Here is a 13,271-nt window from a genome sequence, read left to right on the forward strand (position 1 = left end):
ATCTTTCAAAACTGTAAGAATTCATTGAATAAGGAAATATTGTAGAAAGATTTATAGTTTATAATCTGTATTATAGTAATATGATACAGATTTTTTTATGGAGGATTTTAATTATGATTATTCTTGAAACAAAGAATTTAAAGAAAATATATGGTAGTGGTGAAACTGCAGTTCATGCATTAGATGGTGTTAACTTAAGTATAGAAAATGGTGAATTTATTTCTATTGTAGGTACATCAGGTAGTGGAAAATCTACACTTTTGCATATGCTTGGTGGACTTGATCGTCCTACAAGTGGCGATGTTATTGTAGATGGTAAAAATATCTTTAGTTTAAAAGATGAAGAGCTTACTATTTTTCGTCGACGCAAAATTGGATTTGTGTTTCAAAACTATAACCTAGTACCAACACTTAATGTTTATGAAAATATTGTTTTGCCAATTGGACTTGATGGAAATACTCCTGATAAGAAATATATAGATAGAATTATTAATATATTAGGCCTGGAAAGTAAACTAAAAAATATGCCCAATAATTTATCTGGTGGACAGCAACAGCGTGTTGCAATTGCAAGAGCATTAGCATCTAAGCCAGCAATTATTCTTGCAGATGAGCCAACAGGAAATCTTGATAGTAAAACAAGTCAGGATGTATTAAGTTTGTTAAAAGTTACAAGTGAAAAATTTAAACAAACTATTGTTATGATTACGCATAATGAAGAGATTGCTCAGCTTGCAGACAGAATTATACATATTGAGGATGGACAAATTGTAGGTGGTAGTAGCAATGTTTAAAGTAAAGAATAAAAAAACAATAAATTTTCTTGCAAAAAATAGTTTGAAAGAATATAAAATGCGTAATATATTTACATTAATAGCTATTATATTATCAGTTACTCTTATTTCAGGTCTTGCATTTTTTTCAAGTGCAATACAGGAAACAAATCGTAAGGATTTAATATCAAGACAACATGTTATTTATCATGAAGTATCATATAATCAAATAAAAAGCATAAGACAAAATGAAGAAATTTTATCTAGTAAAGAGTTTAAAAGAGGAAAAAGTTTTGAGGTAGATGACTATATTATGCTTCCATATTATATGGAGCAAAATGAATCATCTATGTTAAATCTAAATATAATTCAGGGTAAATATCCTAAAGAAATCAATGAAGTTTTGGTTTATGAAGAAATGCTTGTTAAAATGGGGGTTGAACCAAGAGTTGGTGAAACTATTTCCATTTCGTTTTTAGATGGTAATACAGAAGAATTTACAGTGTCAGGCTTAACAAAAAGTGAAGGAACTACAGATGTATTCCCTTTATATTTGTCAAAAGAATATGCAATAAATGGGAGTCAATTAAAAGCTATTCCATTTGATATTTCTGCACAAATAGTAGATGCAGAGAAAATGAGTAGTGAAGAATTTTTAACTTTAATTCGTAAAATTGGTGCTGATTCTGGTATAGAACGAAAAAATATTAATGAAAATAACGCATTTGTAAAAAGTCTTTCTTATAGTTTTAGAGAACTTACTATGATTACTTTAATTTCAAGTGTTATTTTACTTGTTAGTATATTAGTTGTTTATAGCATATTTTATATATCTATATCCGAAAGAACAAGGCAGTTTGGTCAGCTTAGAACAATTGGTATGACTCAAAAACAGGTAAAAAGAATGGTAAGAAAAGAAGGCACTACGCTTTCACTCATTGGTAGCATTATCGGAATTACTATTGGTGCAACTTTTGCATTTACTATGAAACCAAAAGGTTTTAATTTGATTTGGTTTCTAATTTATAGCTTTGCTATTTTACTTGCAAATTATATTACAGTACAAATAGCTATTGCAAAGCCTGCAAAACTTGCAGCAAGTATCTCACCTATTGAAGCAAGTAAAGTTAGTGGATATGAAGAAAAAAATGAAAAGATTCAAACAAGGAAATTGAAAAGAAAACTTTCACCATTATCACTAAGTATGATTGCTGCAAGAGGAAATCGCAAAAAATCAACAATGACTATGATTTCCCTTTGCTTAGCAGGTGTTGTATTTATGTGTGCAAGTACTTTTGTAAGTTCTGTCAATGAAGAAAAGTTTGCAAGACAATCTTGGTTTGAATTTGGAGAATATGAAATTAATCTATCACCAAATGCTGTACAAGTGAATGAGTATGGTGAAACAGGTATAAAGAAAGATAATCCTTTGAGTTACGAGCTTGTAGATAAACTAAATAATATTAAAGATGTGAAAGAAGTTATTCCTATGCAAAATTTATCAGTGACTTACACATATAATGATGTAACAGAAAAAGATATTGCAGCACCTTTCAAAAAAGAAGATACTGAACTTATTAATGAATATTTAAAAGGAAGTAGCATCAACTACAATGATATGGTTAAAAATAAGGAGATTATTATAGCTCATAACGAAATTGCCAAAGAGATTTTTGGATGGGAATTTGAGCTTGGAGATACTGTAACTTTAAAATGGTATAACGGTGAAAAGTATGTGGAAGATGTTTTTACTGTTACAGGAATATTGGAAAACAGCAGCAAATTGTATAAGAACTCTGATATGTTTAAGATTTCATATAATGCAGGTTGGTTTATGATGCCTGAGGACTTGCTTACAAAAATGATGGAACCAGGATTTAATCTCAATACTAGAATTATAGTATCCTCCACAGATTATTTGAAAAGTGGAGATGAGATTGAAAAAGAGATTGTTACATTAACAGAGAGTAATCCGCTTATTACTTTATCTACACTTAAAGATTCATTAGAGCATCATAAGGAGCAATTCAATATGATGTATACTAGCTTTATGGGAGGAGCTTTATTTGTAATTGCTTTTAGTATGATAAATTTACTAAATACACTTATATCAAATGTTATGGCACGAAAACGAGAATTTGCTTGTCTTGGTGCAATAGGTGCAAGTAAAAAGCAAATTATAACTATGATTTTAGGGGAAGGTTTATACTTTGCAGTTATCAACTTTGCAAGTACAGTTCTGTTTGGAACTTTAGCTGGTTATATTATGGTTAAGATTATGGGAATGAATGGATTAAAATATATGGAATATCAATTTCCAATTGGTTATTTTAGATTATATAGTATTTTTGTTTTTGTTGTTCCAATAGTCTTATCTTTTACTATTGGGAAAATAATTAATAAAAAACCTTTGGTAGAGAGACTAAGAGATGTGGAGTAAATTTAAAGAATAAATAGTAAAGTTTAATTTTAAGATCACAGATTTAACTGTGATCTTTTATATATGATTAAAACTCCTAAATGTTAGGGTTATACATATATAAAGAGGTATTAAAATAAGTTTGTAGAATTAAGTAGAAGGTGACAACTAAAATGGTTAAGGTGGTGTTATTGTGAGGGTTTCAGTAATTGCTATGCAGTTTCCAATAACATTTAATATAAGTGAAAACTTGAAGGAAATAAATTCTCTATTGGAAAATGCTAAAAAGGATGACTTAGTAGTTTTACCTGAAGGGGCATTGTCAGGTTATAGTGATGATATTAGCTTTTTAAATGATATTGATGTTGAAGAACTTAAAAATGCAATGAAATTATTAAAAGAAGATGTAGTAAAGAGAGAAATACATTTAGTATTCGGTACTTGTATTCTTGAAGAAGGTGCTTGGTATAATGCAGCTGTATGTTATTCATACAATAATCCAGATTTTATATATAGAAAGTTAAATTTAGCATTTCATGAAAGAGGATATTTAAGTGAAGGAGATAAACTAGATATTTGTAAACTTAAAATAGGGCAAGAAACTTTAAAGTTAGGTATACAAATGTGTAGAGAGATTAGATTTCCGGAGCAATGGAGGTGGCTAGCACTAAATGATGCAGAAGTGTTTGTGTATTTAACAAATGCTGTACAGGGAAAAGGACTTCCAGTTTGGAAAAGCCATCTTATTAGTAGAGCAGCAGAAAATCAAAGATTCTTAATAAGTTGTAATAATGCAGATATAAAGCAACATTGTCCTACTATGATAATTGATCCGAGTGGAGAAATAATCCAAGAAGTTGTGTCGAATAAACGTTGCTTTATAAAATGCGAAATTGAAACTACTAAGGTTTCTAATTGGTATATAAGTCAATGTAGAAATGATATTGTAAAATTAGTTAGTGATAAAAATTAAAATAGGGGATGAAAATAATTGGAACAGTTTTTTATAAATAATGAAAATATGGATGTACGAGTTTGTAAGTGGGGAAGTGATGATAATCCTACAATTATTTGTTTTCATGGATTAGGTAGCACTAATTTAAGTTTCCTTGAGATAGGAGAACTTTTAAAAGATAAATATCATATTATATCAATTGATTTACCTGGACATGGAAGAACACCAGCATTTGAAAATGATGAAGACTATGGAATACCAAATCTAATAAAATGGGTGTCAGATGTAATTAAATTATTAAATAAAGACAATTTTTATATATTGGCACATTCTTGGGGCGGCTGTATCGCACTTCATTATGCAGCAAAGTATCCTAAAAAAGTTAAGAAGATATTATTATTAGATGGAGGATATCATCAAAAGCAAAGAATATATGATTATTTTAAAAAGGTTGATGAAGAAAATTTAAATTTTAAACCTGATTGCTCTTTGGAAGAAGAAATAAAATCATATGAAGAAGATTTTAATGGCTATGTATTTTCCAATTGGAATGACTTTCTAGAAGGTGAGAGGAGCAATTACTTAAGATGGTCAGAGTTATTAGAAAAAGCTTCAAAGGATTTAATGAGAGAAGAAGAGGATGGAACTATCATATTTTGTGCTTGTGGAGATACTGCAAGAGGTGCTATTAAATCTATGTATAACTTTCCTACTAATGAAATATATAAGAAATTAGAAACACCAATATTGCTAATACAAGCAACACTTCCTGAATCCTGGGCTGAAATTAGAAACATATTGGTTGAGGAATTTGAAAAAAATGTGAACTGTTTAGTAAAAAAAGTAGAGGCAACACATTTAATCCATTGGGACAATCCATTTTTTGTAGCAGAAGAAGTAATGGAATGGATGAAATAAGTATAGTATATCAAATGGAAATGATGATATTGAAAGAAAAAGGAAAAAATATTTCAATTGATAAATCTATTATTCTAAATTTGAACATATAAAAGTATTTTAATAAGGAGGAAAGAGAGATATGAATGAATTAAATTTGGAGTATAAAATAGTTGGTAAAGATAAAACCTTAGTTGTTATAGAAACGGGGATAGGAAGCTCATTCTATGACTGGTATCCTATTGTAGAAAAGTTAAAAGAAGACTTTACTATTGTTTTATATCATAGATGTGGCTATGGAAAAAGCCAAGATCCAAAAACATCTCGAACAACAAAGAATATTTCAGAAGAACTAAATTGTCTTTTGGATAATATAGGGATAAAAGATAAATTTATTTTAGTGGGACATTCTTTTGGAGGATTATGTGTACAAAATTATGCAAAAATGTATCCTCATAAATTGAAAGGTATAATGTTAATTGACTCTACTTCCTTCAATTTTAAACAACTGTATATGCTTGATACACCTGTTATGAATTCCCAAATAGCGATAGATAAAATGGTGGAGAGTAATACTAATTGTTCAAAAAAATCAAAAGAAGAATTAAAGCTGCAGAATAGAGAGATAATTTCGGCTTATGAAAATCGTATAAGTGATTCAGATATGAAGTTGGTAGAAGAATTTTTCACAAGTTCCAGACTTCACAAGACTATAGCAGATGAATTTCAAAATTGGGATATAGATAGTAAGGAAATAAAAAGTATTTCGAAATTTCCAAATATACCACTTATAGTAATAGCAAGAGATAATAAAGTTAGTGAAAGAGAATGGGTGAAATATGATATTCCAGAGAAAGAAGCGATTTTATATGAAGATGAGTGGCTTAAACTACAAATTGAATTGTCTAAACTTTCAGATAAAGGGAGGCTGATAATTGCTAAAGGTAGTGATCATGAAATTTATTTGGATAGACCAGACATAATAATTAATAATTTAAAGAATTTAATATAATATATTTTAAAGAAATACTAATTTAAATAATTCCTGTTGCTTGATGAAAGAAAAAAGTTTTTCAATTGATAAATGTGTTATTTAAAATTTGAATTTGAAACCTTATAATTAGGTTATAAAAGAATTATAAAATTTATGGATTATTGGAATTTTAAAAATACTGATACATGTAATAGATTAGAAACATTGCATATTCTATAAAAAATATTAATAATAATTTAAACTAGAAAAGGATGATTTTATATGAAAGCATATCAAATAAAAATAACACTTGTAGGTAGTTCTCCATTAATATGGAGAAAAGTAATAGTTCCAGCAGATATTACATTTAAAAGACTACATGATGTAATTCAATTTTCAATGGGATGGAAAAATTATCATTTATATGATTTTAATATAAGGGAAGAAAATATTATAATTACTGGTGATGAAGAAAGAATTGCTGAATATGAATTTTACTCTAAGATGAAATTAACAAATAAAAATGATCCACATGGATTTATAGCTAATACTTTAAAAGTAAAACCAATGCTAAGTAGTAAGGTTAAAATAGATAAGTACTTAAAAGAAGAGCAAAGTATTGAATACATATATGATTTCGGAGATTATTGGAAGCATGATATAACATTAGAAAAGGTAATAGACGATTATCAATATGGTTATCCAACATGTGTAGATGCTGATGGGGGGTGCCCACCAGAAGATGTAGGTGGAATATTAGGATACATGGAATTTTTAGATGTAATGAATGATAAAAATAATCCAGAATATGAAAATTTAAAAGAATGGGCAGAGAGCCAAGGGTATGAAGATGACTTTGATATTGTGTATGTTAATGCTATAATGGCAAAACAATTAAAATTAAAAAGAATAAAGAAATAATTGAATTTACAATCTTGAGAAATCAAGGTTGTTTTATTTATTTAAAACTAATTAGGAAGTAACAATGAAAAGTTATGATAGATATATTTATAGTTTAAAAATAGTTCTAAAGTCTAGCTTATTTATATATATTGATTTTAAATATATATGTTTGTAAAAAATGAACAATAAATTAATAATATGGAATGAAATTAAAAAAACATTAACAAGTGAGAGTTGTTATATGACAAAAATAGTAAATAAATAGAAGTATAATGTAGATAAATATAGAAAATGAAGTATAACTATCATAGATGGAGGTAAAAAATGTTTAAAGAGATAAATCAATTATCATCTAATGATGCAGAAAAGTATGGTTCTAAAGCTAGTATTTTAGGTCAACTTATGTTTAATGGCATTAGAGTTCCAAATGGATTTGCTATATCTAATGAAGTATTTATTAAATATATGGAATATAACAATATAGAGTTTACTATTGATGATTGCTTATCTAGAAATGAAAAAATATGTAGTGAGATTATTAATGGTGAATTTCCTGAATTTTTAGAGCAAAAATTAAAAGAAGTATTTGATAAAAGTCAATTAGGCAACAGATATATAGTGAGATCTTCAGCTTTATGTGAGGATAATATGGTAAGTAGCATGGCAGGAATGTTTAGTTCTTTTATAAACTTAAGTTCATTCCATGAAGTTATAACATGTATAAAAAAATGCTATGCTTCTGCTTTTAGTGATAAGGTAATAGCTTATATTTCAGATAATGGTTTTGATGTAAATTCTCTAAAAATGGGAGTAATTATTCAAGAATTTATAGTTGGCGATTATTCAGGCGTGAACTTTTCAGCAGATACTATTTATATGGATGAGAATGTTATGCACATCAATGTAGTAAATGGTTTTTGTGATGAACTTGTTAGTGGAAAAACCAAATCAAGTCTTTTTTCTATAAGGAAAAAAGATGGATCAATAATAGAAGAGAATATTCAAGATGAACATAAGATATTTTCTCAAAAACATATTAAGAATTTATTTGAAATTACAATGAGTATAGAGAAACTTATAAAAGAAAAAGTAGATATTGAATGGACTATGAAAGATGATGAAATTTATATTCTTCAAACAAGACCTATTACCACTTTTAGGGAGAATGATTTTTTTGTAAATTGGAGCAATTCAGATGATAAAAGATATACTTGGTATTGTGAAAATGACAAACCACTTTTTAAGCTAATAGCTGATATAGATAAGAGGGAGTTATGTGCTTTAAATAAAGGGGCTTACTCCGTAGGTGATAAATTTGCATATATTGATGTTATTGTACAAAATGGTTATTCATATTATAGGAATAAAGAAATGAATGATCATGAAAATCAGAGAAATATTTTTAAATATGAAGTGAACGAATTAGTTAAAGCTGGTAAGGATATTTTCCAAGATAAATTCTTACCTGAATTAATTAAACTTACTAATGAATTAGACTTATATATAAAAGATAAAAGTGTACCTACTAAAATAAGTGAATTTTTAAAGAAAAGTTTAGATTATATGGAGTTTACTAGTGAAAATCATTTAAAAGCTGCATATGCATGTGAATATATAAAAGAGTTTGAAACATATTGCAAAGGAATCATTAATGATTTAAGTCAACAAGATTTATATGATTTAGTATTTAATAAAAGCCTTTTGAGTAAGGAAAGAGAATATTATGTATCAATAGCTTCAATGATTAATGATAATCCGAATATTAAAAAAATGTTTGATGAAATTAAATATGATGAGATTATATTTAATCATTTAAAACTTATTCCAGAGGCAAGGGAAATTTTATCATTGATAGATGAGTATGTAAAGGAATATGGAATTTCACAGCTAGATTGTAATTTAATAAGTACAAAGATAGAGCCAACTATATTAGAGAAACCATCAACAATTCTAAGATATATAAGAGGATTTATTGGAATAGATTCAAATGTGTATTTGGAGTCTATTAAGAAAAGTGAAAAGAATAAATACTTTATTAAAAACTTATTTTTAGAAAAAGTTGGTGAAAATCAGAGAGAGGAATTTTTAAGTAAACTTAAATTAGCAGAAAAAGCTTATGTAGCAAGAGATAATCATCATTACTACTTTGAACGTAAATCAAATGCATATTTAAGTCTAGCATTAAATTATGCATCAACAATATTAGAAAATAACAATAATATACCTAAAAAGGGAGATATATATTTTTTAACTGTCGATGAAATCATAGAGGGATTAACTAATAATTCAAATCTTTTTCCGGTAATTAAAGAAAGAAAAGAAGAATATGAAAAGCAAGAGAAATTAATTCCACCTGAATATATTGGCATAGAGCCAACTGAAGAGGCAGAATCAATATTTAAAGATGATAATAGCACTGGATGTAAAAGTGACGATTATATAAGATTAACTGGAATATCTGGTCTTAAAAAGAAAGTTAAAGGAAAAGTGCATGTAGGTATTCCAGATTTCATTAATGAAGAGCGCATATTAGTAATACCATATACACGTTGTGGAGATGTTATTCCAGTATTAGATAAAACAATAGGTATAATAGTTGAGCAAGGATCTCCTTTTGAACATTTAGGAATTATATTAAGAGAATTAAATATTCCATGTATTTACAATGTAAAGGATGCTTGTACTCTTTTATCCAATGGAGATGAAGTTGAAATTGATGGATTGAAAGGTGAAGTTGTTTATAAAAAATAAATTAAAATGTATTTCAAATAACATAAAACATCTCATTCATAAATATATAATTACTTAATTTAAGGAAGGTGAGTATACAAGCTATGAGCAAATATAATCTGGAAACGGAATTAATTAAAAGATTAAAATTGAATATTCAAAATGACAAAGAAAAAACATTAAATGAATTCCTTGAGTTTTTAAAGGAAAAAGGAACTCCAATTATTGAATCAATACATGATGAACCAGACAATTCATTAGTTACAATATTTTATTTTGCTGAAGAACCCACTGACAATGTGCTAATAATGACACCAATACTACCAGCTTTAACTGATGAGAATGTTGAAGAACATCTTCTTGAGCGTATTAATGATACAAATTTATGGTATGGAACTTATAAAATTAGAAGTGACGTAAAATTTTCCTATAATTTGTTTCCTAATGACTCACTACTTACATGCTGTGAGGAACGATGTAAGAATATGAGAGCAGATAGGTTTAACAAAAATAAATTAATTTTCAATAGACCAGGTAGTTGCAAGGTTGAAATACCATATGTTAACATGCCTAAATCAGATAAAAATTTTTGGATTGAAAAAAGAAATAATATTCCAAAAGGAACTATAATAAAACATGAATTTGAAAGTTCATATTTTATAGAGCCTAGAGTTATAAATGTTTATACACCTTTTAATTATAGCAATAATTCATCACCTTATGGTTTTATTACATTAACAGATGGACATGATTATATAAATGTTCTTAAAGCAGAACAAGTTTTGAATAATTTGATTTACGATAAAAAAATCCCACCTATTGTAGCAATTTTTATTGATTCAACAGATAAAAGATCTGAGGAGTTATCTTGCAATGATTTATTCTGCAACTCTGTAGCAAATGAAATGATTCCTTGGCTAAGAAAAAAATATAATTTATCAGATGATCCTAAAAAGGCAATAATTAGTGGATTAAGTCTCGGTGGATTAACAGCTACATATATGGGATTGAAACATTCTGATGTATTTGGAAATGTACTTTGTCAATCAGGTTCATTTTGGTACAAGCGTGTAAATACAAATGAAAAAAATAAATATCAAGTAGAATCTAAAAAGAGAGATAATGAACTTGATTGTTGGATGAGTGAACAAATAAAATTAAGTCCCAAACTACCACTTAAGTTTTACATGAATATAGGTGTTCTTGAAAATAAAAAAGCAATGATTAATAATTCGCTGAATGTTAAGGAAACATTAGAATCACTAGGATATCATGTTGATTTTGAATTTTTTAAAAGTGGGCATGACTATCTGAGTTGGGGTGAGAAACTTGCTAGCGGGTTAATTTCACTTATTGGACATCAGAAATGATTAAGAAAATAATAAATATACAGAAGTATATTCTTACTTAGATAACAATATAGGGTTTCAAGCTGGAATTTAAAACTATTTTTAAGTTGTGAATATATTGATTTAAAGGAGATTATTTACTTATTAGATTGTAATGGGGTGAAGGTATGATAATACGTGAGTTGACACATAAAGAATTACTAATGGCGGTAGAATTAAAATACAAATGTTGGAATGATGATTTTGAGGGTATTATTCCCTATGATTCTATGAAGATAGAAAAAGAGTTTACATTTCTATTAGATTGGATAAATGATAAGAAGTGCCAGGATATTAGACGTGTATATGGTGCATTTGATGGAGATAAATTTTTAGGTTATGTAGGTGGTAGTATAACTAAAAAGGAATATGCAGAAAGTTGTGTTGAATTAAATTATTTGTATGTTAAAAAAGAATATCGTGGAATGGCATTGGGTTTAAAATTAATAAGAACAATTATAAGTGAATTTCAAGATTATGGAGTAGACAAATTAATAATTAGCAGTTTTCATAATAGTAAATCAAATAAATTTTATAGATATCTTGGAGGAGAAGTACTCAATCAGGTTATAAAAAATGTAAAAGAAAAAGAGGTACTTGTTGATATATTTAGCTGGAATATTGATAGTCTTATAGAGCAGTTAAAGGATAGTTTAAATTCTCGTAGCTATGAAAAGGGTGGATATGCCTTTAATGATAAGTTGGTTGAAGGTATATCAATGATTAACTCTCACACTGAAGAAGATCTTAATGTGGTTTTAAAAGGAATTTTTGAGCATAATATTAAAGGAACTAATGGGTTGTTAAAAAAACCAGCTATTGATGTGAATATATATTTAAAAGATGGTAATAAAACTATTGGTGCTATATTGTGCGACACATTTAATTTCTGTATTTATATAGAAGTAATGTGGATAGATAAAGACTATAGAGGCAAGGGATTAGGAAAAGAGCTTATATCAAAAGCAGAAAAAATAGCAAAAGATAATGGCTGTATTTTTTCTCATACATGTAGCCTTAGTTATCAGGCTCCAGAGTTTTATAAAGCATGTGGCTATGAAGTTTTTGGAAAGATTGATGACTATCCTAATGGTATAGTACAGTATTTTTTAAAGAAAAAACTATAAATTATATCTGCTATAGATAACCTTTATTAGTTTTAAAAATTATAGTAAAACAAGCTTGAATTTAAAATCATTTTTTAGCTATAAATATATTCATTTCAAATATAGTATAATTCAAGTTTTAAAATTTTTTAAGCATAGTAGGGTTAACTATATTATATATTAAAATGAGAAATGCTGAATGAATGGATTACTAAAAAGTTATTTTATAATCTATAGTATTTCTAAATTATTAATTTTATTGAAAAATGTAGATAAAAGTTTATACATGATTATGATATTATAGAAAATCCAATGGAAGATTATACTGTTTTAAATAATGATATTTTAATTTTTCCACAATTTTATATAAAATAAAAGAGTAAGATTTGCTCAAAAATATGGTAAAGATAATGGGCTGTCAATTATGTTTAGTATTGAGGAGTGAATATAAATGGATTTTAAAAAAGTACAGGCTATATTTATAGATAGAGATGGAACTATAGGCGGTACAGGAAACTTTATACATCCTAAAGAATTTCAATTATATCCATTTTCTGCAATAGCTTTAAATTTATTAAAAGCTAAAGGCTTTAAGATTTTTGCTTTAACAAATCAACATAGGATATCAAGAGATGAAGTTAAACTAGAAGAATTTATGCAGCAATTTGATGAATATGGATTTGATGATGCATTCATTTGTCCTCATGGAGAAAATGAAAATTGCAATTGTAGAAAACCTAATGGAGGATTATTGATTGAAGCCGCCAATAAATACAAGCTTGATTTAGAAGATTGTATAGTAATTGGAGATGTAGGTAGTGTTGATATGATATTAGCAGATAAATTTAATTGTGTTAAGATTCTTGTTAAAACAGGTTGGGGAGAAAATTCTTTAAATGAATACAGAAATACATGGGAAAATGTTGAACCAGACTATATTGCAGATAATCTTCTTGAAGCATCAAAGTGGATTGTGGAACATTATGAAAGTTAAAAATTAATAATACGAAATAAAATTAAAAAATGTATGATACATACAAAATAAATAAAAAGATTGAATATGCAAATCAGTAAAAAATATATATGAAAAATATAGTTATGGGAATTACAAATATAAAAGATAGTTT

Annotated in this window: 10 protein-coding genes; all 10 read left to right on the top strand. The window is 27.3% G+C overall.

The annotated features are described in order from the left end of the window. The first annotated feature begins 113 nt into the window (after positions 1-113). The 10 genes from AC07E4_RS01200 (at position 114) to AC07E4_RS01245 (ending at position 13,138) form a co-directional block, all read left to right on the top strand. Positions 114-794, top strand: a complete 681-nt coding sequence (locus AC07E4_RS01200) for an ABC transporter ATP-binding protein (RefSeq protein WP_040328014.1) — start codon at positions 114-116, stop codon at positions 792-794. Then, positions 787-3,213, top strand: coding sequence for an ABC transporter permease (locus tag AC07E4_RS01205; protein ID WP_478215544.1), 2,427 nt, complete (start codon positions 787-789; stop codon positions 3,211-3,213). The genes AC07E4_RS01200 and AC07E4_RS01205 overlap by 8 nt, the downstream gene beginning before the upstream one ends. A gap of 172 nt (positions 3,214-3,385) precedes the next feature. Next, positions 3,386-4,165, top strand: coding sequence for a carbon-nitrogen hydrolase family protein (locus AC07E4_RS01210; protein WP_040328010.1), 780 nt, complete (start codon positions 3,386-3,388; stop codon positions 4,163-4,165). An 18-nt stretch (positions 4,166-4,183) separates the two neighbouring features. Next, positions 4,184-5,065, top strand: coding sequence for an alpha/beta hydrolase (locus tag AC07E4_RS01215; RefSeq protein ID WP_478215545.1), 882 nt, complete (start codon positions 4,184-4,186; stop codon positions 5,063-5,065). 121 nt (positions 5,066-5,186) lie between these two features. Continuing rightward, entirely contained in the window at positions 5,187-6,056 is an 870-nt protein-coding gene (locus tag AC07E4_RS01220; protein ID WP_478215546.1) for an alpha/beta hydrolase, read from the top strand. A gap of 243 nt (positions 6,057-6,299) precedes the next feature. Then, positions 6,300-6,938 carry a plasmid pRiA4b ORF-3 family protein gene (locus AC07E4_RS01225; RefSeq protein ID WP_430830608.1) on the top strand — a complete coding sequence of 213 codons (639 nt, stop codon included), beginning with the start codon at positions 6,300-6,302 and terminating at the stop codon, positions 6,936-6,938. 306 nt (positions 6,939-7,244) lie between these two features. Further along, on the top strand, positions 7,245-9,671 hold the full coding sequence (locus AC07E4_RS01230; RefSeq protein ID WP_478215547.1) for a PEP/pyruvate-binding domain-containing protein: 2,427 nt from the start codon (positions 7,245-7,247) through the stop codon (positions 9,669-9,671). Between the two features lie 83 nt (positions 9,672-9,754). Further along, a complete protein-coding gene (locus AC07E4_RS01235) occupies positions 9,755-11,020 on the top strand; it encodes an alpha/beta hydrolase (RefSeq protein WP_478215548.1) in 1,266 nt (421 codons plus the stop codon). Between the two features lie 146 nt (positions 11,021-11,166). Then, the gene (locus AC07E4_RS01240; protein ID WP_478215549.1) at positions 11,167-12,165 is read left to right on the top strand and encodes a GNAT family N-acetyltransferase; all 999 of its coding nucleotides are present in this window, start codon (positions 11,167-11,169) and stop codon (positions 12,163-12,165) included. A 430-nt stretch (positions 12,166-12,595) separates the two neighbouring features. After that, positions 12,596-13,138, top strand: a complete 543-nt coding sequence (locus AC07E4_RS01245) for an HAD-IIIA family hydrolase (RefSeq protein ID WP_478215550.1) — start codon at positions 12,596-12,598, stop codon at positions 13,136-13,138. Positions 13,139-13,271 lie beyond the last annotated feature (133 nt).

It is taken from the genome of Clostridium amazonense (assembly GCF_056431285.1).

What these genes read in the sequence shown, in the direction of transcription:
- AC07E4_RS01205 (WP_478215544.1), top strand. Translation starts at nt 787, where the DNA reads ATGTTTAAAGTAAAGAATAAAAAAACAATAAATTTTCTTGCAAAAAAT.
- AC07E4_RS01225 (WP_430830608.1), top strand. Translation starts at nt 6,300, where the DNA reads ATGAAAGCATATCAAATAAAAATAACACTTGTAGGTAGTTCTCCATTA.
- AC07E4_RS01230 (WP_478215547.1), top strand. Translation starts at nt 7,245, where the DNA reads ATGTTTAAAGAGATAAATCAATTATCATCTAATGATGCAGAAAAGTAT.
- AC07E4_RS01245 (WP_478215550.1), top strand. Translation starts at nt 12,596, where the DNA reads ATGGATTTTAAAAAAGTACAGGCTATATTTATAGATAGAGATGGAACT.
- AC07E4_RS01240 (WP_478215549.1), top strand. Translation starts at nt 11,167, where the DNA reads ATGATAATACGTGAGTTGACACATAAAGAATTACTAATGGCGGTAGAA.
- AC07E4_RS01235 (WP_478215548.1), top strand. Translation starts at nt 9,755, where the DNA reads ATGAGCAAATATAATCTGGAAACGGAATTAATTAAAAGATTAAAATTG.
- AC07E4_RS01220 (WP_478215546.1), top strand. Translation starts at nt 5,187, where the DNA reads ATGAATGAATTAAATTTGGAGTATAAAATAGTTGGTAAAGATAAAACC.
- AC07E4_RS01200 (WP_040328014.1), top strand. Translation starts at nt 114, where the DNA reads ATGATTATTCTTGAAACAAAGAATTTAAAGAAAATATATGGTAGTGGT.